Raw genomic sequence first — 23,112 nt, 5'->3', positions numbered from 1 at the left:
AGACGGCTAGTGAGCGCTTACAGGCTGCCCTTGGTCGACGGAATCTGCCCCGCCGCGCGTTCGTCCAGTTCGGTGGCCATGCGCAACGCACGCCCGAACGCCTTGAACACCGTTTCCATCTGATGGTGGGCGTTCAGGCCGCGCAGGTTGTCGATATGCAAAGTGACGCCGGCATGATTCACGAAGCCGCGGAAAAACTCGATGGACAGATCGACGTCGAACGTACCGATGCGCGCACGCGTGAACGGCACATGGAATTCGAGACCCGGACGGCCCGAGAAATCGATCACGACGCGCGACAACGCTTCGTCGAGCGGCACGTACGAATGACCGTAGCGGCGGATGCCCTTGCGGTCGCCGATCGCTTTCGCGACGGCCTGGCCGAGCGTGATGCCGGTGTCTTCGACCGTGTGATGGTCGTCGATATGCAGGTCGCCATGCGCTTCGATTTCGAGGTCGAACAATCCATGCCGCGCGATCTGGTCGAGCATGTGGTCCAGAAACGGCACGCCGGTGGCCAGCTTTTGCTGACCGGTGCCGTCCAGATTGATCTTCACACGGATCTGCGTTTCGCTGGTGTTGCGAACGACTTCCGCAAGGCGCATGGTAATTCCTCGAATCTAGCTAGAAAGCGTCAGGTAGGTGGGATGGGAAAACGGCGGGCCACGCCTGCTTTCCGCAATATGGGAAAACGCTTGCGCGGCCGTTCGGCACGCCATTCAGTTCAGCACGAGTTTCAGTCCAGCGAGCAATTGGGCGTTTTCTTCCGGCGAACCGACGGTCAATCGCACGCAATTGGCCAGCAATGGATGCATTTTACTCACGTTTTTGATCAGAACCCGCGCCGTCAGTAGCGTTTCGAACAGAACCGACGCGTCGGGCACGCGCACCAGCAGGAAATTGCCGGCGCTCGGGAACACCTCCGCGCCCGGTAATTGGGACACCGCGCGCGCGAGTTTCGTGCGTTCTTCACGCAATTGCGCCGCTTGCGAGTCGAGCACGTCGACGTGGTCGAGCAGGAAATCGGCGGCGGCTTGCGTGAGCACGTTGGTGTTGTACGGCGGCCGCACTTTGTCGAATTCGGTCAGCCAGCCGGGTTTGCCGACCAGATAGCCGAGACGGATGCCGGCGAGGCCGAGCTTGGACACCGTGCGCATCACGACGACGTTGTCGAACGCGTCGGCGCGCGGCAGCCAGCTCTGTTGCGCGAACGGCTGATAAGCCTCGTCGATCACGACGAGACTCTTATTGGCCGCGGCGATGATGCGCTCCATGTCCGCGTTGTCGTACAGCGTGCCGGTCGGGTTGTTCGGGTAGGCAAGATAGATGATCGCCGGCTGGTGCTCGGCGATCGCGGCCAGCATCGCTTCGGTGTCGAGCGTGAAATCCGCTTTCAGCGGCACGCCGATGAATTCGAGATTCGCCAGCTTCGCCGACATCTGATACATGACGAATCCCGGCACCGGCGCGAGCACCTTGGCGCCCGGCTGCGCGCACGCGACCGACACCATGCTGATGATTTCATCCGAGCCGTTGCCGAGCAGCACGTCGCAGCCGGCCGGCACTTGCATCACCCGCTTGATCTTCTCGATCAGCGCATCCGGACGCGGCGCCGGATAGCGATTCAGCGCGACGCCGGCCAGATGCTCGCCCAGATGCGCGGCCAGTACCGGCGGTAGCGTGAAGGGATTCTCCATCGCGTCGAGCTTGATGTAGCCCGTGGCGTCCGGAACCGGATAGCTCGTCATCGCGAGCACGTCGCGGCGGATGATGTCTTGAGGTGTCGTCATAGGTCGGTGAAGCGGGTCGCAAGGAACGCCGGCCCGGCGTTGGCGGCATGCGGGCCGCCCCAGGTTGTCTGTATTGTCTTTATTAAACGAAGAACCGCACGCAATCCGTCGCCGGCATTCGCGGGCACCGGTTCGATGCCCGCGGCTTCAGCGCCGGATCAAACACGTTTAGCCGTTTTGCCGCATCCGGTATTCGGCGCTGCGGGCATGCGCCTGCAGGCCTTCGCCGTAAGCGAGCTCGGCGGCGATCTCGCCGAGCGTCTGCGCGCCTTCCGCGCTGACCTCGATCACGCTCGAACGCTTGAAGAAATCATAGACGCCCAAAGGAGACGAGAACCGTGCGGTACGTGACGTAGGCAAAACGTGATTCGGCCCCGCGCAGTAGTCGCCGAGGCTTTCGCTGGTGTAGCGGCCGAGGAAGATCGCGCCGGCATGGCGGATCAGTTGGCCCCAGTGATGCGGCTCCAGCGCGGAGATTTCGAGGTGTTCCGGGGCGATGTCGTTGGCGATCGCGCAGGCTTGCTCCATGTCGCGCACCTTGATCAGCGCGCCACGGTCTTCCAGCGACTTACGGATCACGTCGCGGCGCGGCATGGTGGGCAGCAGTTCGTCGATCGCGTCTTTCACGCGGCCGATGAACGCGTCGTCCGGGCACAGCAGGATGGATTGCGCGAGTTCGTCGTGCTCGGCTTGCGAGAACAGATCCATCGCGACCCAACGCGGGTCCGTGGTGCCGTCGCAGAGCACGAGGATTTCCGACGGCCCGGCGATCATATCGATGCCGACCGTGCCGAACACGCGGCGCTTGGCCGACGCGACATACGCGTTGCCGGGACCGCAGATCTTGTCGACTGCGGGAATGGTCGCCGTGCCGTACGCCAGCGCGCCGACCGCCTGCGCGCCGCCGATCGTGAACACGCGGTCCACGCCGCCCAGCAGCGCAGCCGCGAGCACCAGCGGATTCTTCACACCATCCGGCGTGGGCACGACCATGACGATTTCACGCACGCCGGCCACTCGCGCCGGAATCGCGTTCATCAGCACCGAGGACGGATACGCCGCCTTGCCGCCCGGCACGTAGATACCCGCGCGATCCAGCGGCGTGACTTTCTGGCCGAGCACGGTGCCGTCGGCTTCCGTGTACTGCCAGCTATGGCTGCCGCACTCGATCTTCTGCTTCTCGTGGTAGCCGCGCACCCGCGCCGCCGCCGCTTCGAGCGCCGCGCGGCGCTTTGGCTCGAGACTTTCGAGCGCCGCTTCCAGTTCCGACATCGGCAACTCGAGCGCATCGACGCTCTTCGCCTCGACACGGTCGAAGCGCTGCGTGTATTCGAGCACCGCAGCGTCGCCGCGCGCCTTCACGTCGTTCAGAATCTGCGCGACCGAGCGCTCGATTGCTTCGTCTTCGCTCGCCTCGAACGCGAGCACCGCGTGCAGCGACTTCTGGAAGTCGGGAGCGGTGGAATCGAGTTTGCGAATCTTGATAGACATACGGGTATCCGTTTCGGTAAGGCGCGCTTTAGAACGTGGTCACACTGACACTCACACTCAGGCCGTCGCCGCGCCGGCCTTCGACGCGCGTTCGAACGCATCGAGGATCGGCCGCAACGCGGCGCGCTTGAGTTTCAGCGCCGCCTGGTTCACCACGAGGCGCGACGAAATCTGCATGATCTCCTCCACCTCGACCAGATTGTTGGCGCGCAAGGTATTGCCCGAACTCACCAGGTCGACGATCGCATCGGCGAGACCGACCAGCGGCGCCAGTTCCATCGAACCGTACAGCTTGATCAGATCGACGTGCACGCCCTTGGCGGCGAAATGCTCACGTGCTGTTTCAACGTACTTGGTCGCGACGCGCAAGCGCGCGCCCTGGCGCACCGCGTTCGCGTAATCGAAACCGGCGGCGACCGCGACCGACATGCGGCAACGCGCAATATCCAGGTCGACCGGCTGATACAGGCCGCTGCCGCCGTGCTCGAGCAGTACGTCTTTGCCCGCCACGCCGAAGTCGGCCGCGCCGTATTCGACATAGGTCGGCACGTCGGTGGCGCGCACGATGATCACGCGCAGGTTCGCGTCCGTGGTCGGCAGAATCAACTTGCGCGAGGTTTCCGGATCTTCGGCCACTTCAATGCCGGCTGCGGCCAGCAGCGGCAACGTTTCCTCGAAGATACGCCCTTTCGACAACGCCAGCGTGAGCGGAGCGCTCACCGCCGGCGACGACGAAGTTTGCGGCATGGCGCTCATGCCTGGCTCCCCGAAACCCGGCGCACCTTCGCGCCGAGAGCGGTGAGCTTGGTTTCCATGCGGTCGTAACCACGGTCGAGGTGATAGATCCGGTCGATCAGCGTTTCACCGTCGGCGCGCAACGCAGCGATCACGAGACTCGCGGAGGCGCGCAGATCGGTCGCCATCACCTTCGCGCCCGAAAGCTGTTCGACGCCGGTCACGAGCGCGGTGTTGCCGTCGATCGTGATGTTGGCGCCGAGGCGGTTCAATTCCTGCACGTGCATGAAGCGGTTTTCGAAGATCGTTTCGACGATCTGCGAAGTGCCCGTCGCGATCGTGTTCAGCGCCATGAACTGCGCCTGCATGTCGGTCGGGAACGCCGGGTATTCGGAGGTGCGGAAGGTGACCGCACTCGGACGCTTGTCCATGCGCACGCGCATCCAGTCGTCGCCCTCTTCGACCGTGACGCCGGCTTCGCGCAGCTTTTCGGTGACCGCTTCGAGAATCAGCGGACGCACTTTACGCAGCGTGACGTCTCCGCCTGCTGCCGCTACCGCGCACAGGAAGGTGCCGGCTTCGATCCGATCCGGAATCACCGTGTGCTTCGCGCCGTGCAGCTTGTCGACGCCCTGGATCACAAGGCGATCCGTGCCGATGCCTTCGATCTTCGCGCCCATCGCGACCAGCAAATGCGCAAGGTCGCCGACTTCCGGCTCACGCGCCGCGTTCTCGATGACGGTCTCGCCTTCGGCCAGCACGGCTGCCATCAGCAGATTCTCGGTGCCGGTGACGGTGATCATGTCGGTGACGATACGCGCGCCCTTCAGACGCTTTGCGCGCGCTTCGATAAAGCCATGCTCGATGGTGATCTCGGCACCCATGGCCTGCAGGCCCTTGATGTGCTGATCCACCGGACGCGCACCGATCGCGCAACCGCCCGGCAGGGAAACACGCGCGTGACCGAAGCGTGCGACCAGCGGGCCGAGCACGAGAATCGACGCGCGCATGGTCTTCACCATTTCGTACGGCGCGACGAGGTTATCCACCTTCGACGCGTTCAGCGACACGCGCCCATCGCCGTTTTCGATCTGCACGCCCATCTGGCCGAGCAGCTTGAGCATCGTGCGCACGTCCTGCAGGTCGGGCACGTTTTCCAGATGCACCGGCTCCGCGCTGAGCAGACTCGCGCACAGAATCGGCAACGCCGCATTCTTCGCACCCGAGACGACGACTTCACCCGACAGCGGGTAGCCACCTTCAATGACGAGTTTATCCATGCCTGTCAGTTCCTGATTGACCCGGACTTCGGCCGGGGCTGCTTTGACCGTGTTCGGCGCGCCGCTACCAGCGTCACGCCCTTCTTGAGTAATTCGCACTAAATTTCCAGATTACGCGTTCTGCCATTCGGCGGGCGTCAGCGTTTTCATGCTGAGCGCGTGGATTTCTTCGCGCATGCGGTCGCCGAGCGCCGCATACACGAGTTGATGTCGCTGGATCAGACGCTTGCCTTCGAAGCTCGGCGAAACGATGGTCGCAAAGAAATGCTGGCCGTCGCCTTCGACTTCGAGATGCTGGCAGGCGAGCCCAGCCGCGATGTATTGCTTGACCTGTTCGGGAGTCGGCAACATAAGAGAAGCTCCTGATCAGTGGCGCAGTTTGTAGCCGGAGGCGAGCATGCGCATCGCCACCACGGCCAGCACCACAAAGAAACCGGCAACGATCGCAAGGCTCGCGAGCGGATTGATATCCGACATCCCGAAGAAACCATAGCGAAAGCCGTCGATCATGTAGAAAAAGGGATTCAGCCGCGACACTTCGCGCCACACCGGCGGCAGCGTGTGCGTGGAGTAGAACACGCCCGAGAGGAACGTGAGCGGCATGATCAGAAAATTTTGAAACGCCGCAAGCTGGTCGAATTTGTCGGCCCAGATACCGGCGATCAAACCGAGCGTACCGAGAATCGCCGCGCCGAAAATCGCGAACAGAATGATGTAGAGCGGCGCGCTGAAACTGACCGGCACGAACCAGATCGTCACGATGAATACGCCGAAGCCGACCGCCAGCCCGCGCGCCACGGCCGCGAGCACATAGGCGGAGAACATCTCGTAGTGCGACAGCGGCGGCAGCAACACGAACACCAGGTTGCCCGTGATCTTCGACTGGATCAGCGACGACGAGCTATTGGCAAACGCATTTTGCAATACGCTCATCATCACGAGACCCGGAATCAGAAAACTCGTGTATTCGACGCCCGGATAGACCTCGACGTGACCGCGCAAAGCGTGACCGAAAATCGTCAGATACAGGAGCGCGGTGATGACCGGTGCCAGTACCGTCTGGAACGCCACCTTCCAGAAACGCAGGAGCTCTTTGTAAAACAGCGTACGGAAACCGCTCATGCAAGCCCCTCGATCACTTCCGGACCGTTCATCACCTGAACGAACACATCTTCGAGATCGGCTTTGCGGACCTCGATTTCTTCGAATACGCAGCCTGCCGCCCGGCACTGCGCGAGAATTTTCTCGACGTCGTCGTAGCTCGCCAGACGCAGGAGATGCTGGCGGCCATTGCCGTTACCCGTGCCGCTTTCCACTTCGAGTGGACGCAGATCGGCCGGCAAGACGCCTTGCGCGAACCGCAGGAACAGTTGCATGCCGGCAAAGCGTTGCAGCAGCGTGCTGGTGCGTTCGAGCGCCACCACCTCGCCGCGCCGCAGCATCGCAATGCGGTCGCACAGCGATTCGGCTTCTTCCAGGTAGTGCGTGGTCAGCACGATGGTGTGGCCTTCGCGGTTCAGGCGCGAAATGAATTTCCACAGCGTTTGCCGCAATTCGACGTCGACGCCCGCGGTCGGCTCGTCGAGCACGATCACCGGCGGACGATGCACCAGCGCCTGCGCGACCAGCACGCGACGCTTCATGCCGCCCGACAGCGCGCGCATGTTGGCGTCGGCTTTGTCGGTGAGGTCCAGATTGGCCATGATCTCGTCGATCCATACGTCGTTGTTGCGCAGCCCGTAGTAGCCGGACTGGATGCGCAAGGTTTCGCGGACCGTGAAGAACGGATCGAAGACCAGTTCCTGCGGCACCACGCCGAGCGCGCGGCGCGCGGCGCGGAAATCGCTGACAACGTCGTGGCCGCGCACAGCGATGCTGCCTTCATCGGCGCGCGCGAGCCCGGCGAGGATGCTGATGAGCGTCGTCTTGCCCGCGCCGTTCGGACCGAGCAGTCCGAAGAACTCGCCTTCTTCAACTGTGAGGCTGACGCCCTTGAGCGCCTGCAAATCCTTGTAGCGCTTCTTGACGTTACGAATTTCTATGGCTGACATGACTGTGGGCCGCGTGCGTCGCGGCGCCTAAAGGAGCCCTGAGAGGGCGCGCAAATGCTTGGAAGGAACGGAATTGGGGCCGGTTAGGTGCCCCAAAAAACGTTTGATTATAGGGCAAAAATCTGTGGCCCTATCTCAGTAGGAGGTGTTCGGAGGTGACGCGTTAGAGCGTCAATGTCGCGCGCCGATGAGGGTATCGACGCCGTAGGCTTGCGCGAGGCTGGCGAGACCAGCCGGCAGATTGACGATCTCGAACGTGGCGCCGCGTGCCTGGGCGGCACGCTGCCATGCGAGGAGGACGGCCAGCGCGGACGAATCGAACTGCGCAAGCGGTGCGCAGTCCACGCCCGTTGCGCCCGCCGCGATACGCTGCAAACCCGCCCCGAGCGCAGCAGTCGCGCTCGCGTGGGTCAGCGTCGCGCCGCACTCGAAGCGGCTGACGACGGGGTTCAACACTTCGCTCACGACTGCTTGCCCGCGGCGAGTTGCTGGTTGCGCTGCGTGAGGAACTGGATCAGTCCGTCCACGCCCTTCTGCTGGATCTGCTCATTGAACTGCTGCTGGTACGCCTGGATCAGCCATGCGCCGAGCACGTTGATGTCATACACGCGCCAGCCTTGCGGCGTCTTGTACAGACGGTAGTCGAGTTCGATCGGCGAGCCGTTGTTCATTACGACCGAGCGCACCACCGTGTCGGTGTCGTCCGGGTTCATGCGGAACGGCTTGTACTGGATCTGCTGATCGCGCACCTGGGCCAGCGCGCCCGAGTACGTACGGATCAGCAGCGTCTTGAACTGCTCGACCACCGCGTTTTGCTGCTCCGGCGACGCGGTGCGCCAGTTGCGGCCCATGGCCAGTTGCGTGGTGCGGCGGAAATCCGTGTACGGCAGGATCTTTTCGTTGACCAGCTTCGTGATGTGCGAGATGTCGCCCTGCTGGATCGACTTGTCTGCACGAATTGCGTCGATCACCTGCTGGGTGACGGTCTTGATCATGCCATCGGGCGAATTGGTGTCGACCGTCTGTGCCGATGCACCGGCACTGGCAAACGAGAACAACGCGGCGAACAGCGGAATCAGGAAGAATTTTTTCATTTGGAGCCTTGCCTTAAAAGATAGTGCAACCGTTTGAGCCGACATTAACACGCGAGTTCAGCAGCAATCCATGCGCAAACTGCGAGAGTCGTATCGATCTGTTACGGCTGCACGATGATCAACGCAATTTGAATGACGGAAAGTTGAAGCGCGTGGGCGGAACCAGTTGGCCGGCCGGGATCTGCGTCGTCTCAGGACCGCCGTTCAGGTCCAGCGGCGGCGATTCAGCCGTGCCCGAAGCGGCCTCGGGTGCGGCTGCCGTGCCCGATGCGGCTTGCGGCGGCGTTGCCACGGTCGCACCCGAAGCCGGCGCGGCCTTGGCGGCGGCAGCACCCTGCGTGCCCGCAGCGCCGGTCGCGGCGGCCGCCGGCGCACCGGCCGCACCGCTGTCGACGTCGTCGTACTTCGGCAGCGGCGCTTCGTCGCCATAATTGGGCAGCGCTTGCGACTGCTTGCCGTCCGACAACAGGTACTGACGGCGTTGCAGATACGCGCTACGCACGAACGAGTATTTGTCGAGCGCGGCGCCCTCCAGCACGTCGCCGGCGCTCAGCAGATTCGCACGCGTGTTGACGATGTTCAGGCCGTACAGCGCCCAGCTCAGCCCATCCGGATGAATGTAGCTGAGCGGATTCACATAGTAATTGCCGATCGAGCCGACCGCGTCGCGCACGGTGCTCGGCCCGAACAGCGGCAGCACGAGGTATGGGCCCGCCGGCACGCCGTAGTGGCCAAGCGTCAGGCCGAGGTCGTTGTCGTGCTTGGGCAGCTTGGCGAGCGTCGCCACGTCGAACAGACCGCCAACGCCGAACACCGTGTTGATCACGATCCGCATGATGTCTTCGACGCCGTCGGTGATCTTCAACTGCAGCAGGTTGTTCGCCGCAATGTAGACGTCGCCGATGTTCGAGAAGAAGTTCGTCACGCTATCGCGCACCGGCTGCGGCGTGATGAACACATAGCCTTTCGCGACGGGCTTGAGCGCGTATTGATCGAGCTTGTCGTTGACGGTGAAGATCGTGCGGTTCAAGCCTTCGAGTGGATCGCCCGGGGTCGGCGTCTGCACCGTCGTACAGCCGGCGAGCAGCGCTGCGGCTACCGCCAGCTTACCGGCCTGGAAGGCGCGCGCGCCGCTGATGCGTGTGGTCTGCATTCTTGTTCTCCTTATTGAGCGGCCGCGCCGGAGGCGGGCAAGCTCGATGCCGCTGCGGGTGCGGGTGCGGACGTGCCCGCCGCCGCGCCAGGTTTGGACGCACCCGAATCCGCCGCCTTGCTGTACAGAAACTGGCCGATGAGGTTTTCCAGCACGATCGCCGATTGCGTCATGGAGATGGTGTCGCCCGCCTTGAGCATTTCGCTGTCGCCGCCGGGTTCGAGCCCGATGTACTGCTCGCCGAGCAGCCCCGAGGTCAGGATCTTCGCCGAGGTGTCTTTCGGAAACTGGTATTGCTTGTCGAGGTCGATCGTGACGAGCGCCTGATATGCATTGCTGTCGAAGCCGATCGAAGCGACGCGGCCGACCGTCACACCCGCGCTCTTCACGGGCGCGCGCGCCTTCAGTCCGCCGATATTGTCGAACTTGAGCTTGACCGGATAGGTTGCCTGGAACGACAACGAGCTCATGTTGCCGGCCTTCAGCGCGAGAAACAGCAACGCCACAAAACCCAGCACCACGAACAGGCCGACCCAGAAGTCGAGAACAGCAGTCTTTTTCATCGTCATCCCAAAGTGAATCCGCCACGCCGCCGATACTCCCCGCCGCGCGCGGCCAGTGACGCGCCGCCGTCGGAAAACATGCAGCGCAGTCTTAGCTGAACATCAGTGCGGTCAGCAGAAAATCGAGGCCGAGCACCGCAAGCGACGCGTACACGACCGTCTTGGTCGTGGCGCGCGACACGCCTTCCGGCGTCGGCTTGGCTTCATAGCCTTGAAACAGCGCAACGAACGTCACCGCGAGGCCGAACACCACGCTCTTGATAACGCCCGCGCCGACGTCGCGCCAGACATCGACGCCGCCTTGCATCTGCGACCAGAACGCGCCGGCATCGACGCCGATCAGCAGCACGCCCACCACATAGCCGCCGAACACGCCGACCGCGCTGAAGATCGCCGCGAGGATCGGCATCGAGACGATGCCGGCCCACAAACGCGGCGCGACCACCACCTTGACCGGGTCGACGGCCATCATTTCCATTGCGGTCAGTTGCTCGCCGGCCTTCATCAAGCCGATCTCGGCGGTGAGCGAAGTGCCGGCACGCCCGGCGAACAGCAGCGCCGTCACCACCGGACCGAGTTCGCGCACGAGCGACAGCGCGACCAGCAGGCCGAGCGCCTGCTCGGAACCGTAGCGGTTTAGCGTGTAGTAGCCCTGCAAGCCGAGCACGAAGCCGACGAACAGACCCGACACCGCAATGATCACCAGCGAATAATTACCCACGAAGTGGATCTGCTTCGTGACAAGACGCGGACGGCGCAACAACGGAAAAAACTCGAGCAGCAGCCGGAAGAAAAAGCGCGTGGCGTAGCCGGCCGTGCCCAGCCCGTCGATCACCGAGCGGCCGATGGCACTGATCATGACTGACCTCCGCCGATGCCGAAGTCCGCCGCGAGCGGCGTCTTGCTGGGATAGTGAAATTTGAAGGGACCGTCGGGCGCGCCGTCGATGAACTGACGCACGGTGGGATCGGTCAAGGCGCGCAATTCAGCGGGCGTGCCTTCGGCGTGAACCCCGCCGTTGGCGAGAAAATAGACGTAATCGGCGATCGCGAACGATTCGGGCACGTCGTGCGTGACGAGGATCGAGGTGGCGCCGAGCGCCTGATTCAGCGCGCGAATCAGGTTCGCGGTGATGCCGAGCGAGATCGGATCGAGACCGGCGAACGGCTCGTCGTACATCATCAGTTCGGGATCGAGCGCGATGGCGCGCGCCAGCGCGACGCGCCGCGCCATGCCGCCCGAAATCTCCGACGGCGCCAGGTCGCGCGCGCCGCGCAGGCCGACCGCGTTGAGCTTCATCAACACGAGGTCGCGGATCAGTTCTTCAGGAAGGTCGGTGTGTTCACGCAGCGCGAAGGCGACGTTTTCGAACACGGACATGTCGGTGAACAGCGCGCCGAACTGGAACAGCATGCCCATCTTGCGGCGCAGCGCGTACAGGCCGTCACGCGTTTGCTGGCCGATGTCCTGGCCCTGGAACAGGATCTGGCCGCGCTGAGGGCGCACGAGGCCGCCGATCAGACGCAGCACCGTGGTCTTGCCGCAACCCGATCCGCCCATGACCGCGACCACCTGACCGCGCTTGAAGCGCAGATTCAGGTTCGACAGGACGAGCCGGTCGCCATAACCGAAGTCGACGTCACGCAGCTCGAGTAAGGTCTCGGGGGAGGAAGACACGAAACTGACAGTCCTTTTACGCGGAAGGCGAATTATAGGGCCACCGTGCAAAAGTTGCCGTGAGGGTGCCCTGTCCCTTAACTAATCATGACGATTATCGCGTAAACCCTTGTTGCAGTGCAGAAACGGCGGCAGCGGGATCCGCCGCTTCCGTTACCGCCCGCACCACGGCCGCGCAGCCGACACCCGTCGCCAGCACGTCGGGCAGCACCTGCAGGTCGATTCCGCCGATTGCCACCAGCGGCACAACGCCGTCGAGCAGCCGCACGTAACGGGCTAGGCGCCTTAGACCCTGCGGCGCGGTCGGCATGACCTTGGTGGTGGTGGGAAACACCGCACCCAGAGCAATGTAGCTTGGCCGGAAATGCAGTGCTCTCAGAATCTCGTAGAAACCGTGGGTCGACAGGCCGAGCCGGACGCCGCCCGCAGCGAGCGCGGCGAGGTCCGCCGTATGCACGTCTTCCTGACCGAGATGGACGCCGTATGCCCCCGCCTCGAGCGCGGCCTGCCAATGGTCGTTGATGAACACCTGAGCGTCGTGCTGACGGCCGGCGGCCACGCAGCGGGCAATTTCATGCTTCAGCTCATCGGCGGGTTCGGCTGATTTGCGGCGCAACTGCACCGTCTTCACGCCGAAGCCCACTACGCGTTCGACCCACTCCGCCGTCGGCAGCACTGGATACAACCCCAACCGGTCCGGGCAGCGCGGGAACGCCTGCGGCGGCGCGTCGGGCAAGCCGGCTAGACGCGGGAAATGGCTGAGATCGGCGGGAAAGGCGTCGTCGGTACGGCTTTCATCGCCGTCGCGCCAGGCCAGCGCCAGCACCAGCGCGTCATGCGGGTCGAAACCGCAGTCGAGGAACGCCGCCAGCGCGGCAATCCAGTCTTCCGCCAGATGGCCTTCGAGACGGTATTTTTCGCCGCCCAGATGCAACGTGGCCTTGTCCTCGGCGGCTTCGATCACGCCGGCGCCCCGCACCAGCCAGCGCGCCACCTGCTCACCATGCTGCTGCGCGTCGGCGATCACGATCAGATCGCCGCCGTTCGGTTCGTCCGGCGCGGTCAGGCAGATGCGCCACGGCGCGTGGGTCGGCGGCCAGTCGCCGAGCCGGGCGCGGATGCGCTCGGCGGCTTCGGTGAGTTCGTCGGCGGGCGGCCAGAAAAGGTCGCGGTCCTTCAATGTCAAAGTCTGCGTCATACGGCGCTCCCGTCTTGATGCCAGAACGGCATGCCGACCACCGGCGTGCTCGCGTGCGCGCTTTCGCGCTCGGCCATCGGTCCCGCCAGAAAAGCCTGGCGGCCCGCTTCGACACCCAGCGCGAAGGCGCGCGCCATCGCGTCGGGGTGGGTCGCCTGCGACACAGCCGTGTTCAGCAGCACGCCGTCGAAACCCCATTCCATCACCTGCGCCGCGTGCGACGGCACACCGAGACCGGCGTCGACGATCAGCGGCACGTCCGGCAGACGCTCCCGCAACACACGCAGCCCATAGGGGTTGATCACGCCCTTGCCGGTGCCGATCGGCGCGCCCCACGGCATCAGCGCTTCGCAGCCGGCGTCCAGCAGACGGCGGCCGATCACCAGGTCTTCGGTGCAATACGGCAGCACCTTGAAGCCGTCCTTGATCAGTTGCGCGGCCGCTTCGATCAGACCGACCGGGTCGGGCTGCAGCGTGTAGTCATCGCCGATCAGTTCGAGCTTGATCCACTCGGTCTCGAAGATTTCGCGCGCCATATGCGCGGTCGTCACCGCCTCGCCGACGGTCAGGCAGCCGGCCGTGTTCGGCAGCAGCGGCACGCCATGGCGCTTCAGCAGATCGAAGAAGCCGGCTTCCGCGCCGCCCTCGTTCATCTGCCGGCGCAGCGCGACGGTCACCATGCCGGGCCGCGCGGCGTCGATGGAATCGGACAGCGATTGCAGCGACGGGTAGCGCGAGGTGCCGAGCAGCACGCGGCTCGCGAAGGTCTGGCCGTAGAGCGTGAGCGCGTCGGCGGTTTGGGGGGAAGTCATTTGCATAATCCTGTTTGTCTCCAGCAATCCTGTCTCCGGCAATCCGGTGTTCCCGCAGTGCGCGGCGGACGTTCAGCCGCCGGCCACGGGTTGCACGACATCGAGCTTGTCGCCCGCTTGCAGCGCGCGCGCCGCATGCTGGGCGCGCGCCACGAAGTCGCCGTTCAGCGCGACCGCAAACGGCGGACGTGCGCCGAACGCGGTGAGCGCGTCGGCGACGGTCGCGCCTTCGGGCAGCGACAACGGCTTCTGATTGATATGAATGTCCATGGTGTTCGAATACGTTTCAGTCGATGGCGAAAGCGGCGTGACGTGCAGTGCTCGTCTGCGCAATGACGAGTCGCGCAACGCTCATGCCGGCTCCCGCGCGGAATCCAGTTGAAAGAGCTCGCTCCAGCGCGCGTCGCGCTGCCAGTCGGCGAAGGCATCGGCGTCGCCGATGCGCCCGTCGAGCAGCGCCGCGGCGAAGCGCACGGCTTCGTCGGCGACTTCGGGCACGATCATGTAGCCGTGCCGGTACAGGCCGTTCACGCGCAATGTCTGCGCGCCGTCCCACAGCAAGGCCGGACGGTGGTCCGGCAAAGTTGGGCGGCACTGCGAATTCAGTTCGAGGATGCGTGCCTCGCCGAAGCCGGGATGCACGGAAAACGCCGCGCTCAGCAGTTCGAGCGCGGAGCGCACGCTGACCGGCGACATGTCCTCGCCTTCCACTTCGGTCGCGCCGATCACGTAGAGATCGTCCTGCTTCGGCGCGATGTAGAGCGGATAGCGTGGATGCAGCAGCCGCACCGGCCGCGTCAGCTTGATACCGGGCGCATGCACGCGCGCGACTTCGCCACGAATGCCGCGCAGCGTGGGCAGCACGGGCTTCGCGCCGAGGCCGCGGCAGTCGATCGTGATACGCGCGGGCGGCAGCGCACGCTCGTCGACCGGCGTATTCCAGTGCGTGTCGACGCCGCGTTGCGCGATACCCGCGGCCAGCGCTGTGAGCACCTGGCGGTTATCCAGTTGGCCTTCACGTGGCAGCAGCCAACCTTGGCTAAAGCGGCCCGCCAAAGCAGGCTCGGCGGCGCCGAGCTGCGCGCCTGCCAGCGTGACGAAACCGCCGTCCAGCAGTTCAGCGGGCGCATTCGAACGCACCCGGCGTTCGAACAGCGGCGCTTCGGTTCGATCCGAGTGATGCCACACGACCAGCGTGCCATTGCGTTGATAAAACACGGGCTCGGGCAACTCGGCCAGCACTTGCGGCCACGTTTCGAGCGAACTCGCGCCGAGGCGCGTGATCAGCAGTTCTGCGCTGGCGGCTTCCGCGAGCGGTGCCAGCATCGCCGCGGCGACCCACGCGGCCGATTGCGTACCGGCGGCATCGCCACGCTCATAAAGCGCCACGCGATGCCCCTGTCCGGCGAGACGCCACGCCACAAGCCGCCCGCACAGGCCACCGCCGAGCACGGCGAAATCGGGTTGTGCAGAACGCGTCATCGCGCACACTCCGTTTCAGGACGGCAAGCAAAGCTGAAGCACGGCGCGCCGAAGGCGGCGTGACGAAGAGCAAAACACATATCTGAAGAATAGGCGGTCATCGAGTCCTTTCCGTACGGCAACACAACGCACGTACCCAGGACGAAACCGGCGGGTGAGGCCGGCCGGACAATGCGCGATCCAATGACGGACGCTGCCCGGCGGGGAATGGAAGACTGGCTGCTTCCGGAAACTTCCCGCGCCGGTATTACCCGGATCGGGTGCAAAGGGTGTCTCTCAGCCTCGCCGCTGCGCCATGAAAATCATGCCGCCTGTGCGCGAAGCACCCCTGTTTCGTCGAAGGTCATTAGACCATAAAAGGCGCGGCGCCCGCAAACCAGCGGCTGGCCGCGTCGCGCGCGATTTGATCCGGCACCATCTTTGACGTTATCAATGCGGCCGACGGCGGCGCTCTGGCACAATGCCAGCACAGGATGCCGCACGAGCGCGGCGCGGGCGGCACGCCGTCCCGCCATCCTCGCAGCGGCACCGGCGCGGGACCTCGCAGCGCAAATTAATTTTCGCTTAAGGGCTTCACGCCAGAATCTGACGCTCACCCGGGCGGGCGTTCGTCGAGCACGACGCCCGGGCATGTACCGCAAACCCGCCGCAGGGCAGCCCGCCGACGGGCTCGCCCAAAATGGGTCAGCCCCGAATGGGCCAGCACTACTTCAGGATGCTCATGACACCGAATACCTCTGCCACCCCCGTGCTGCCGCCGGACGAAAAAGTCTCCGCCTGGAGCCTGATCAAACCCTACTGGGTTTCCGAAGAACGAAAAACGGCATGGGGCCTCCTCATCGCGATCATCGTGATGAATCTGCTCGTGGTGTGGATCAACGTACGGCTGAACCGCTGGAGCGCCGACTTCTACAACGCGCTGCAAACCAAGAATGTGCACGACTTCCCCCACCTGCTGATGGTGTTCTCGGGGCTCGCGTTCGGCTTCATCATTCTCGCGGTGTACGGCCGTTATCTGCGCCAGATGCTCGGCTTCCGCTGGCGCCAGTGGCTGACCACGCGCTATCTGAACGAGTGGCTGAAGGACAGCGCGTTCTACCGCATCGAGCGCGACCGCCTCGCCGACAACCCCGACCAGCGGATCAGCGACGACCTGCAGTCGTTCGCCACCAGCACGCTCTCGCTGACGCTCGACCTGCTGTCCACCGTCGTCACGCTGGTGTCGTTCATCACCATCCTGTGGTCGCTGGCCGGCGCGCTGACCATTTCGCTCGGCGGCATGCCGATCGAGATTCCCGGCTACATGGTGTGGGCCGCGGCGCTCTACGCCGTGGTTGGCTCGCTGATCATCCAGAAGGTCGGCCATCCGCTCGTGCCGATCAATTACCAGGCGCAGAAAGTCGAGGCGGATTTCCGTTTCGGCCTGATCCGTCTGCGTGAAAATGCCGAGCAGATCGCGTTCTACAACGGCATGGACACCGAGAAAGCGAACGCGCACTCGCTGTTCGGCCGCATCCGCGACAACTGGTGGCAGGTGATGAAGTACACCAAGCGGCTCACTTTCGTACTGAGCTTCTATGGTCAGATCGCGATCATCTTCCCGCTGGTGGTCGCCGCGCCGCGCTACTTTGCCGGCGCCTTCACGTTCGGCGTGCTGATGCAGATTTCCAGCGCCTTCGGCACCGTCAGCGATTCGTTCTCGTGGTTCATCAACAGTTACGGCACCTTGGTCGAATGGCGCGCTACCGTGAACCGGTTGCGTGAATTCAAGCGCGTCGTGCATGCACCGCGTCTGAAGGAATCGGTCTCGCCAGCTACCGCGCATGGCGGCATCAATCTGCATTTCGTCGACGAAGACAAGCTCTCCACCGATGGCCTCAAGCTCGCCCTGCCTAACGGCAACCCGCTGTCGCGCATTCGCGATGTGGCGATTCAGCCGGGCTCGCGCTGGCTGGTGCGCGGTCCGTCGGGTTCGGGCAAGAGCACGCTGATGCGCGCGCTCGCCGGCTTGTGGCCGTTCGGCGATGGCTCGATCGATGCCCCGGTCAACGCCCGCATGATGTTCATTCCGCAGGTCAGCTACATGCCGATCGGCACGCTCAAAGCGGCGCTCGCTTATCCGTCGGCCGCCGGCACCTACACCGACGACGAATGCCGCGAAGCGCTCATCGTCTGCCATCTGTCGGAATACGCGGACCGCCTGCAGGAATCGGGACACTGGACTCGTATTCTGTCGCCGGGCGAGCAACAGCGCCTCGCCGCCGCGCGCGTGCTGCTGCACAAGCCCGACTATCTGTTCCTCGACGAAGCCACCAGTGCGCTCGACGCGGAAAACGAAGCGCGTCTGTACCGCCTGTTCACGGAGCGGCTGCCGAAGGCGGCGATTGTGAGCGTCGCGCATCGCGAGTCGCTGGCTGCGTTCCATGACGAGACGCTGGACGTCGAGCGCTCGGGCGAAGCGGTCGCGGCATGACCACCGCGAGCCGCGTGAGCGACCTGAACGACGCGGGCAGCGCCGGATTCGAGCGCGTCGTGCTGATCACCGGCGCGGGCTCTGGCATTGGTGCGGCGCTCGCCCGGCGCATCGCCGCGCCGCGCTCGGCCTTGATGTTGCACGCACGGGGCGCCGATCAGGAAGCGCGGGAACGGCTCGCGCAAGTCGCCGCCGATTGCAGCGCAAACGGTGCGCGCTGTGCGACGGTGTTCGGCGATCTCGCCGAACGCGGCGCCGCGGAACATGTGGTCCACCAAACGCTGGCGAGCTTCGGCGCACTCGATCAACTCGTCGCCAACGCGGGCCACGCGCAGCGCCAAACGCTGAATGCGCTCGATCCCGATGCGCTCGGCGCAGCCTTCGCGGCGATGCCGGCGGCGTTCGCGGCGCTCGTCAAACGCGCGACGCCCGCGCTGGAAACCTCGAGGCGTGGCCGCGTGGTCGCGCTCAGTTCGTTTGTCGCGCACCGTTATCGCGCGGACACGCCGTTTGCCGCGACGGCTGCTGCAAAAGCGGCGCTCGAGTCGCTGGCGAAAACCGCCGCCGCCGAACTTGCGCAGCATGGCGTGACGGTCAATTGCGTGGCGCCCGGATATACGCGTAAAGATCGCGGGCCGAGTGCCGAATGCAGCGGTGTGGAGTCGCGCCGCGGAGGCGACGCCGCTCGGCCATGTCGCCGAACCCAAGGACGTCGCCGCGTTGATCGCGTTTCTACTCTCCGACGAAGCGCGTCATATCACCGGTCAGGTGATTCATGTGGACGGTGGTCTCACGCTTGGGTGAATGACAGGCGGAGTACGCCACGCGGACTGCAAAAGCAGCAGGCGCGGTCGCACGGCCGCAACTTTTGCTCACGCCGCAGCGCCTCACCGCTTCACCACATCACCCACCCACGCCAGATCCCACCGCCGCCCCGCCGCATCCCTTCGTGATCCCAGGCAACGCCCCGCAACATCCCGAAACACGCGAGAAGAGTTCGAAAGCATTTGCGAAGCGGGCAAGCTGTTCCGCGCTTTGAAAATGCCTCCCAGCGGCGACGATAGTCTTGCGGGCCGTACCAGGCTTGCCCCACGTCATTCATCGCTACTGGATTCTCCGCCCATGTCATTCGATCGCCGCTCCCATCCTTTGACCCAGCGTCTGGCGCTTGCTCTCGGCGCAGCGCTGCTCGTCACGAGCGTTGCGCATGCAGCCCAACTTAACCAAGCCAACGAACCGGCCGACGCTTGCCCCGCGCTCAAACACATCGTCGACGCCGCCGATTTCCGGCAGTTGCAAACCCAGGCCGCTGCGCAATTGCCGGGCACCTCGAGCGCCGACGACTGCCGCGCCAGCACGCACGCCTACGATTGTCACTGGCGCGCGCACTGGCAAGCAGACGGCGTCGTCACCGATCCGCTCGAAGAATTCGGCGCCGATATCGCTGCCTGCTTCCCGAACGTCGTGCATGACGTCAACACACCGAAGCGCCAGCATTTCATCGTAAGCAGCCACGAGCGCCGCGTCAGTGTCACGGCAAGCGTGCAGGGGCAAAACGAACTGCGCCTGCGCGTCACGCGCTGAGCGTGATCCTGATCGCAGCTACCCGCGGTGATTCGCTGTGATTCACCGCATCGACCGACCGCCACCAGGCACCGCCTCATGACCTTCATGCCGAGCATGCGCGCTTACGCTTTCACGCGAGCCCCACGGGCCGCGTGGATCACGTTGCGGCGTCCCTGCGCGCGGCTCACCGTGTCCGCCACGCTGGCGGTCGGCCTGAACGGCTGCGCCTGGACATTGATCCAGGCCGCGGACGCCACCGGCTCCGTGATTCAGGCAGGCTACGCGATCGCGGCGAACTATTCGTCGCCGACCTTCGTCAACGGCCGGCCAGCCGAGGTGAGCAACGTCTGCATCGAAGTGAATCAGAACGTCTCGGTGGGCGATTTCGTGCCGGCGCTGCAACTCGCGCTCGACCGGCGCGGCATTCGTTCGGAGGTCTACAATCCGGGCACCTCGCCCGCCGGCTGCGAGGCGCGCCTCGTCTACAACGCCGCGATCGACTACGGCCGCCGCTCGTTCAGCGACGAAACGATCCAGTATCTGTCGATCATCGATCTGACGCTGATTCAAAGCGGCCGCATTCTCGTCACCGCCCGCTATCAGACCGGCGGCCTGAACACCGATCGCTTCTCTTCGGCGTCGACCAAGCTCAACGGGCTGATCGAGCGAATGGTGGTCGATCGAACCGACTTCGCACGGCAGCCGCTGCAGACCATCCAGACCTCGCAGGCGAACTAGCCACGCGGGGCTCTTGCGATCTCTTACACGGGAAAGGATTCGAAAGCGTTACGCGCTTTGCTCCGCGCGCGCGCTTCTCTAAGATGACCTGAATGAACCAATCCATTCTGGTCGTCGATGACGACCCCGTCGTACGTGAACTCGTCAGCGGCTATCTGCAAGGGCGCGGCTTCAAGGTCGACACGCTCCAGAACGGCCTGGCGCTGCAGCGTCGCTTGCAGGACGAGCGCCCCGCCTTGATCGTGCTCGACATCATGATGCCGGAGCTCGACGGCATCAGCGCGCTGCGCGCCTTGCGCGTGGCCGGCGACGACATTCCCGTGATTCTGCTGACCGCGCGCTCCGATCCGATCGATCGCGTGATCGGCCTCGAACTCGGCGCGGACGACTATCTTGGCAAGCCTTTCGAACCGAGCGAACTGGTGGCGCGGATTCGCACCGTGTTGCGCCGTCGCGGCACGATTGCGCCGAGCGCGCCGGAGCAGCGCGCGCCTTATCGCTTCGGCCGTTTCGAAGTGAATTTTCCGGCGCGCGAATTACGCCGGGACGGCGAGCGCATCTCGCTGCGTTCGAGCGAATTCGCCATGCTGAAGGTATTCGTCAGCCACGCGATGACCGTGCTGACGCGCGCGCAGTTGCTGGAGAAACTGCACGGCAATAGCGAGGTGCATCGCAATCGCAGCCTGGACGTGTCGATCTGGCGCTTGCGCCGGCTGATCGAAGTGGATCCGTCGGAGCCGCGCTATGTGCAAACCGTGTGGGGACGCGGCTACGTGTTCGTTCCCGACGGCGAAATCGGCGCGGCTGAACGCAGCGCCTGACGGGTGCGCGAAGTGCGTTGGACCTCCGGCTTCATGCGTCGCCTGCATTTCAGACCTGTATTCAGATCTGTAGCGCGCTGACGGCTTAGAACGTCAGCACGCTCATGAACATTCTCTGTAGCCAGCCCATCGTCGTGGAGTCGGACACCATGCCCACGCCGGCCTGCTCGATGCGCGCGTTCGCCACCTTGCTCGACGCCACGTAGTTTCCCGCTTCGATATCCTTAGGATTGACGATGCCCGACAGGCGCAGCCGGTCGCGGTTGCCGCTCATCGCAATCACCTTCTCACCCGACACCACGAGATTGCCCGTCGACATCGTGCCGATCACGGTGACGGCAAGCGTGCCGTTCATGCCGCTGACGTCGGTGAGACTGCCCTGCCCTTTGTATTCGGTGCTCGCCGAGCCGATGTTGAACAGTCGCGCGAGCCGCGCGGCGGCGTTGGTGGAATGGTCGGCGGCGTCGGCGGTGATGCTGCTCGAGCGGCTCGCCGCCGCGGTCGCGCTGTTGTTGCCGCTATACGATTCCGAAAGGCGAATCGTGAGCACGTCGCCGATATGTTGCGCGCGCGGTGTTTCGTACAGCAGCAGCGGCGTGCCGGCCTGATAGATTGCACCTTGCGTGTTGACGTTCAGCGGAGCCGAGGCGAGCGGCGGCGCCATCGGCGTATCGACGATCGAGTTTTGCTGGTGGCTCGCGCAGGCCGCAAGCCAAGCCGCCGCGCCTAGCGCGACAGTCAAACGTAGCGCAGTCATGCATGCTCCTGGTTGGGAACGGGTGGCGCGGCCACCGTTAGTGCCACACTCATTGGCGCGCATCAACCCGCCTCCGCGCCGCTGGCCTGCCATTGCCGCACCACCGACTTCACCCACGAATCCGAGCCCTTCAGCAAATAGGTGAGCGTGCCGTTGCGCGTGCCCGGCAGAAAGCACAAGGTGATCGAACTCACCGCGTTTTCCCAGACATACGTGGGCATCGCGCCAGTCGCCGACACGTTCTGCGTCGCGAGACGCGGCGGCCCGTAGCGGTCCGCGAGCGCGTCGCGCAAATCCTCGGCGGTGATCTCGTCGATCACGAAAGAAATTTCGTACAGATGCAGCGCGCTCTGCCCATCTACGCGCGCGAAGCGCAGCACGTGCTCCAGCGCGGGCGCGCCGTCGACCACCGCTTGCGATACCGCCCAGCCGTTGTCCGCGCGATGCGCCCAGCGGCAGGCCACCGTCAGACTCTCGTGCGACTTGAGCCGCATGCCGAGCGCGCCCGCCTGCACGTCCGTCTCGCAGACCGGCACGCTACCGAGCGGCGTCGCCCGCACGCTTGAGCCCGCGCGGAATTCGTCGAGCGTGATACCGAGCGCAATGCCGCGGAACGCGAACGGCGCGTCTTGCGGACGACGCCGTGCATCGGCGGAAGGGTCTTTCGACGCGGCGCCTGCCGCACTCGCGTCGCGTGCGGGCGGCTGCGCTTTCGCGCTCGACGACAGCACGCCGCACAGCAACGCCAGCGCCAAGGCAATCCGTTTGAGTGTCATGATTCAGTCGATGGCGGATGAACACATGTCGAACGGCGAGGCCGCGGCATGGCCCACGACCGGGATGATTTTCAGCGTGGCCGAAGTCAGCCGGCACGGCAGCGCGGCCACGGCGCAGCCACCCAAGGGCAGTAGCGCCGCGCCGAGCGTCAGCCACGCAACGACACGCGTGAAGCGGTGAAGAAATCTCGGAGTCGACACGTGGGCCTCGGTACGTCAGGCGGTCGTGTTGACGTGGTGCCCGACGAGCCCGGTGGGCAGCGACGGCGGCGTCTGAGCGCCAGATTCTCTCGCCGGCGTGGCGGCGCCGGGATTGTTGGCTGCTGCGGGCCTTTCGGCCGGCGACGTCGGCGCAAGAGAAGAGAAGCGGGTTGAAGACAGATTGCTGGGAACGGTCATGATGAGCCTCGCGTGGCGCTAGGTTTCGATTTCACGCCGCCTGCCGTGGGCCCAAGGCGTTAGGCTGTTTTCAGCATGCGGCGCAACGTACTGCACGACGAATCATCGCGCCGGCCACGCGATGCCGATGCACGAAGGAAAGCGCGCTTTCCGGCGGTTCTTACGACCCGTTCCGACCTGTTTCGAGCGGTTCCAGATGCGCGCAAATTCTTTCCTGCGATGAATGTTGGCGATGCGAAACTAATTCGACACCGCT

The 23,112-nt window shown here is 64.4% G+C and carries 26 protein-coding genes, 1 pseudogene and 1 riboswitch; of the genes and pseudogenes, 5 read left to right on the top strand and 22 right to left on the bottom strand.

Annotation, left to right across the window (positions count from 1 at the left end; translation table 11 throughout):
• Nucleotides 1-17 precede the first annotated feature (17 nt).
• The 18 genes from hisB to B0G75_RS32640 form a co-directional block, all read right to left on the bottom strand.
• Nucleotides 18-605, bottom strand: a complete 588-nt coding sequence (hisB, locus tag B0G75_RS32725) for an imidazoleglycerol-phosphate dehydratase HisB (RefSeq protein WP_064267519.1) — start codon at nucleotides 603-605, stop codon at nucleotides 18-20.
• 114 nt (nucleotides 606-719) lie between these two features.
• Nucleotides 720-1,790: a histidinol-phosphate transaminase gene (gene hisC, locus B0G75_RS32720; RefSeq protein WP_106314097.1), complete on the bottom strand. Its 1,071-nt coding sequence runs from the start codon at nucleotides 1,788-1,790 to the stop codon at nucleotides 720-722.
• A gap of 168 nt (nucleotides 1,791-1,958) precedes the next feature.
• Nucleotides 1,959-3,281 carry a histidinol dehydrogenase gene (gene hisD / locus B0G75_RS32715; RefSeq protein ID WP_106314096.1) on the bottom strand — a complete coding sequence of 441 codons (1,323 nt, stop codon included), beginning with the start codon at nucleotides 3,279-3,281 and terminating at the stop codon, nucleotides 1,959-1,961.
• Between the two features lie 57 nt (nucleotides 3,282-3,338).
• A complete protein-coding gene (hisG, locus tag B0G75_RS32710; RefSeq protein WP_012434510.1) occupies nucleotides 3,339-4,037 on the bottom strand; it encodes an ATP phosphoribosyltransferase in 699 nt (232 codons plus the stop codon).
• Entirely contained in the window at nucleotides 4,034-5,296 is a 1,263-nt protein-coding gene (murA, locus tag B0G75_RS32705; protein ID WP_106314095.1) for a UDP-N-acetylglucosamine 1-carboxyvinyltransferase, read from the bottom strand. Before murA ends, hisG begins: the two co-directional genes overlap by 4 nt.
• Nucleotides 5,297-5,407: 111 nt before the next feature.
• Complete coding sequence (locus B0G75_RS32700; RefSeq protein ID WP_006052280.1) at nucleotides 5,408-5,647, bottom strand: BolA family protein; 240 nt, start codon at nucleotides 5,645-5,647, stop codon at nucleotides 5,408-5,410.
• A 15-nt stretch (nucleotides 5,648-5,662) separates the two neighbouring features.
• Nucleotides 5,663-6,418: an ABC transporter permease gene (locus tag B0G75_RS32695; RefSeq protein WP_106314094.1), complete on the bottom strand. Its 756-nt coding sequence runs from the start codon at nucleotides 6,416-6,418 to the stop codon at nucleotides 5,663-5,665.
• Nucleotides 6,415-7,347, bottom strand: a complete 933-nt coding sequence (locus B0G75_RS32690) for an ABC transporter ATP-binding protein (protein ID WP_106314093.1) — start codon at nucleotides 7,345-7,347, stop codon at nucleotides 6,415-6,417. The genes B0G75_RS32695 and B0G75_RS32690 overlap by 4 nt, the downstream gene beginning before the upstream one ends.
• 171 nt (nucleotides 7,348-7,518) lie before the next feature.
• The gene (locus B0G75_RS32685) at nucleotides 7,519-7,812 is read right to left on the bottom strand and encodes a lipid asymmetry maintenance protein MlaB (RefSeq protein ID WP_106314092.1); all 294 of its coding nucleotides are present in this window, start codon (nucleotides 7,810-7,812) and stop codon (nucleotides 7,519-7,521) included.
• Nucleotides 7,809-8,441 carry a phospholipid-binding protein MlaC gene (locus B0G75_RS32680; protein ID WP_106314091.1) on the bottom strand — a complete coding sequence of 211 codons (633 nt, stop codon included), beginning with the start codon at nucleotides 8,439-8,441 and terminating at the stop codon, nucleotides 7,809-7,811. Before B0G75_RS32680 ends, B0G75_RS32685 begins: the two co-directional genes overlap by 4 nt.
• Nucleotides 8,442-8,559: 118 nt before the next feature.
• A complete protein-coding gene (locus B0G75_RS32675; RefSeq protein WP_106314090.1) occupies nucleotides 8,560-9,594 on the bottom strand; it encodes a VacJ family lipoprotein in 1,035 nt (344 codons plus the stop codon).
• Between the two features lie 11 nt (nucleotides 9,595-9,605).
• Nucleotides 9,606-10,157, bottom strand: a complete 552-nt coding sequence (gene mlaD / locus B0G75_RS32670; RefSeq protein ID WP_106314148.1) for an outer membrane lipid asymmetry maintenance protein MlaD — start codon at nucleotides 10,155-10,157, stop codon at nucleotides 9,606-9,608.
• Between the two features lie 91 nt (nucleotides 10,158-10,248).
• Nucleotides 10,249-11,016, bottom strand: a complete 768-nt coding sequence (mlaE, locus tag B0G75_RS32665) for a lipid asymmetry maintenance ABC transporter permease subunit MlaE (protein WP_106314089.1) — start codon at nucleotides 11,014-11,016, stop codon at nucleotides 10,249-10,251.
• Complete coding sequence (locus B0G75_RS32660; RefSeq protein ID WP_106314088.1) at nucleotides 11,013-11,834, bottom strand: ABC transporter ATP-binding protein; 822 nt, start codon at nucleotides 11,832-11,834, stop codon at nucleotides 11,013-11,015. Before B0G75_RS32660 ends, mlaE begins: the two co-directional genes overlap by 4 nt.
• A 94-nt stretch (nucleotides 11,835-11,928) precedes the next feature.
• Nucleotides 11,929-13,032 (bottom strand): thiamine phosphate synthase, encoded by a 1,104-nt coding sequence (thiE, locus tag B0G75_RS32655; protein ID WP_106314087.1) that lies wholly within the window; start codon nucleotides 13,030-13,032, stop codon nucleotides 11,929-11,931.
• On the bottom strand, nucleotides 13,029-13,844 hold the full coding sequence (locus B0G75_RS32650; RefSeq protein ID WP_106314086.1) for a thiazole synthase: 816 nt from the start codon (nucleotides 13,842-13,844) through the stop codon (nucleotides 13,029-13,031). Before B0G75_RS32650 ends, thiE begins: the two co-directional genes overlap by 4 nt.
• A gap of 72 nt (nucleotides 13,845-13,916) precedes the next feature.
• A complete protein-coding gene (gene thiS / locus B0G75_RS32645) occupies nucleotides 13,917-14,114 on the bottom strand; it encodes a sulfur carrier protein ThiS (RefSeq protein WP_106314085.1) in 198 nt (65 codons plus the stop codon).
• 81 nt (nucleotides 14,115-14,195) lie between these two features.
• Nucleotides 14,196-15,326 carry an FAD-dependent oxidoreductase gene (locus tag B0G75_RS32640; protein ID WP_106314084.1) on the bottom strand — a complete coding sequence of 377 codons (1,131 nt, stop codon included), beginning with the start codon at nucleotides 15,324-15,326 and terminating at the stop codon, nucleotides 14,196-14,198.
• A gap of 216 nt (nucleotides 15,327-15,542) precedes the next feature.
• A riboswitch (TPP riboswitch) is annotated at nucleotides 15,543-15,666 on the bottom strand.
• A 381-nt stretch (nucleotides 15,667-16,047) separates the two neighbouring features.
• On the opposite strand from B0G75_RS32640, the gene B0G75_RS32635 reads away from it, so the two are divergent.
• The 5 genes and pseudogenes from B0G75_RS32635 (at nucleotide 16,048) to B0G75_RS32615 (ending at nucleotide 20,924) form a co-directional block, all read left to right on the top strand.
• Nucleotides 16,048-17,799, top strand: coding sequence for an ABC transporter ATP-binding protein/permease (locus B0G75_RS32635; protein ID WP_106314147.1), 1,752 nt, complete (start codon nucleotides 16,048-16,050; stop codon nucleotides 17,797-17,799).
• Nucleotides 17,796-18,603 (top strand): annotated as a pseudogene (locus tag B0G75_RS32630) (SDR family NAD(P)-dependent oxidoreductase). The gene B0G75_RS32635 and the pseudogene B0G75_RS32630 overlap by 4 nt, the downstream one beginning before the upstream one ends.
• Before the next feature lie 318 nt (nucleotides 18,604-18,921).
• Nucleotides 18,922-19,383 (top strand): hypothetical protein, encoded by a 462-nt coding sequence (locus B0G75_RS32625; RefSeq protein ID WP_106314083.1) that lies wholly within the window; start codon nucleotides 18,922-18,924, stop codon nucleotides 19,381-19,383.
• Between the two features lie 78 nt (nucleotides 19,384-19,461).
• On the top strand, nucleotides 19,462-20,103 hold the full coding sequence (locus tag B0G75_RS32620; protein WP_106314082.1) for a hypothetical protein: 642 nt from the start codon (nucleotides 19,462-19,464) through the stop codon (nucleotides 20,101-20,103).
• A gap of 92 nt (nucleotides 20,104-20,195) precedes the next feature.
• Nucleotides 20,196-20,924, top strand: a complete 729-nt coding sequence (locus B0G75_RS32615; RefSeq protein ID WP_106314081.1) for a response regulator — start codon at nucleotides 20,196-20,198, stop codon at nucleotides 20,922-20,924.
• Between the two features lie 85 nt (nucleotides 20,925-21,009).
• On the opposite strand, the gene B0G75_RS32610 is transcribed toward B0G75_RS32615, so the two are convergent.
• From B0G75_RS32610 to B0G75_RS32595, 4 genes are all read right to left on the bottom strand, one after another.
• Complete coding sequence (locus B0G75_RS32610; RefSeq protein WP_106314080.1) at nucleotides 21,010-21,681, bottom strand: flagellar basal body L-ring protein FlgH; 672 nt, start codon at nucleotides 21,679-21,681, stop codon at nucleotides 21,010-21,012.
• A gap of 62 nt (nucleotides 21,682-21,743) precedes the next feature.
• A complete protein-coding gene (locus B0G75_RS32605; RefSeq protein ID WP_106314079.1) occupies nucleotides 21,744-22,457 on the bottom strand; it encodes a hypothetical protein in 714 nt (237 codons plus the stop codon).
• 3 nt (nucleotides 22,458-22,460) lie between these two features.
• Nucleotides 22,461-22,658: a DUF6726 family protein gene (locus B0G75_RS32600; RefSeq protein WP_106314078.1), complete on the bottom strand. Its 198-nt coding sequence runs from the start codon at nucleotides 22,656-22,658 to the stop codon at nucleotides 22,461-22,463.
• A gap of 15 nt (nucleotides 22,659-22,673) precedes the next feature.
• Nucleotides 22,674-22,856, bottom strand: coding sequence for a hypothetical protein (locus B0G75_RS32595; RefSeq protein ID WP_106314077.1), 183 nt, complete (start codon nucleotides 22,854-22,856; stop codon nucleotides 22,674-22,676).
• Between the last annotated feature and the right edge of the window lie 256 nt (nucleotides 22,857-23,112).

Source organism: Paraburkholderia sp. BL18I3N2 (assembly GCF_003001875.1).
Taxonomy (GTDB): domain Bacteria; phylum Pseudomonadota; class Gammaproteobacteria; order Burkholderiales; family Burkholderiaceae; genus Paraburkholderia; species Paraburkholderia phytofirmans.
This window is presented reverse-complemented; position numbering and strand designations above follow the sequence as displayed.

What these genes read in the sequence shown, in the direction of transcription:
- thiE (WP_106314087.1), bottom strand. Translation starts at nt 13,032, where the DNA reads ATGACGCAGACTTTGACATTGAAGGACCGCGACCTTTTCTGGCCGCCC.
- B0G75_RS32610 (WP_106314080.1), bottom strand. Translation starts at nt 21,681, where the DNA reads ATGACTGCGCTACGTTTGACTGTCGCGCTAGGCGCGGCGGCTTGGCTT.
- hisC (WP_106314097.1), bottom strand. Translation starts at nt 1,790, where the DNA reads ATGACGACACCTCAAGACATCATCCGCCGCGACGTGCTCGCGATGACG.
- B0G75_RS32700 (WP_006052280.1), bottom strand. Translation starts at nt 5,647, where the DNA reads ATGTTGCCGACTCCCGAACAGGTCAAGCAATACATCGCGGCTGGGCTC.
- B0G75_RS32635 (WP_106314147.1), top strand. Translation starts at nt 16,048, where the DNA reads ATGACACCGAATACCTCTGCCACCCCCGTGCTGCCGCCGGACGAAAAA.
- B0G75_RS32640 (WP_106314084.1), bottom strand. Translation starts at nt 15,326, where the DNA reads ATGACGCGTTCTGCACAACCCGATTTCGCCGTGCTCGGCGGTGGCCTG.
- B0G75_RS32680 (WP_106314091.1), bottom strand. Translation starts at nt 8,441, where the DNA reads ATGAAAAAATTCTTCCTGATTCCGCTGTTCGCCGCGTTGTTCTCGTTT.
- B0G75_RS32605 (WP_106314079.1), bottom strand. Translation starts at nt 22,457, where the DNA reads ATGACACTCAAACGGATTGCCTTGGCGCTGGCGTTGCTGTGCGGCGTG.
- B0G75_RS32650 (WP_106314086.1), bottom strand. Translation starts at nt 13,844, where the DNA reads ATGACTTCCCCCCAAACCGCCGACGCGCTCACGCTCTACGGCCAGACC.
- B0G75_RS32620 (WP_106314082.1), top strand. Translation starts at nt 19,462, where the DNA reads ATGACCTTCATGCCGAGCATGCGCGCTTACGCTTTCACGCGAGCCCCA.
- B0G75_RS32615 (WP_106314081.1), top strand. Translation starts at nt 20,196, where the DNA reads ATGAACCAATCCATTCTGGTCGTCGATGACGACCCCGTCGTACGTGAA.
- B0G75_RS32625 (WP_106314083.1), top strand. Translation starts at nt 18,922, where the DNA reads ATGTCATTCGATCGCCGCTCCCATCCTTTGACCCAGCGTCTGGCGCTT.
- B0G75_RS32690 (WP_106314093.1), bottom strand. Translation starts at nt 7,347, where the DNA reads ATGTCAGCCATAGAAATTCGTAACGTCAAGAAGCGCTACAAGGATTTG.
- B0G75_RS32595 (WP_106314077.1), bottom strand. Translation starts at nt 22,856, where the DNA reads ATGACCGTTCCCAGCAATCTGTCTTCAACCCGCTTCTCTTCTCTTGCG.
- mlaD (WP_106314148.1), bottom strand. Translation starts at nt 10,157, where the DNA reads ATGAAAAAGACTGCTGTTCTCGACTTCTGGGTCGGCCTGTTCGTGGTG.
- hisB (WP_064267519.1), bottom strand. Translation starts at nt 605, where the DNA reads ATGCGCCTTGCGGAAGTCGTTCGCAACACCAGCGAAACGCAGATCCGT.
- B0G75_RS32695 (WP_106314094.1), bottom strand. Translation starts at nt 6,418, where the DNA reads ATGAGCGGTTTCCGTACGCTGTTTTACAAAGAGCTCCTGCGTTTCTGG.
- hisD (WP_106314096.1), bottom strand. Translation starts at nt 3,281, where the DNA reads ATGTCTATCAAGATTCGCAAACTCGATTCCACCGCTCCCGACTTCCAG.
- mlaE (WP_106314089.1), bottom strand. Translation starts at nt 11,016, where the DNA reads ATGATCAGTGCCATCGGCCGCTCGGTGATCGACGGGCTGGGCACGGCC.
- murA (WP_106314095.1), bottom strand. Translation starts at nt 5,296, where the DNA reads ATGGATAAACTCGTCATTGAAGGTGGCTACCCGCTGTCGGGTGAAGTC.
- thiS (WP_106314085.1), bottom strand. Translation starts at nt 14,114, where the DNA reads ATGGACATTCATATCAATCAGAAGCCGTTGTCGCTGCCCGAAGGCGCG.
- hisG (WP_012434510.1), bottom strand. Translation starts at nt 4,037, where the DNA reads ATGAGCGCCATGCCGCAAACTTCGTCGTCGCCGGCGGTGAGCGCTCCG.
- B0G75_RS32675 (WP_106314090.1), bottom strand. Translation starts at nt 9,594, where the DNA reads ATGCAGACCACACGCATCAGCGGCGCGCGCGCCTTCCAGGCCGGTAAG.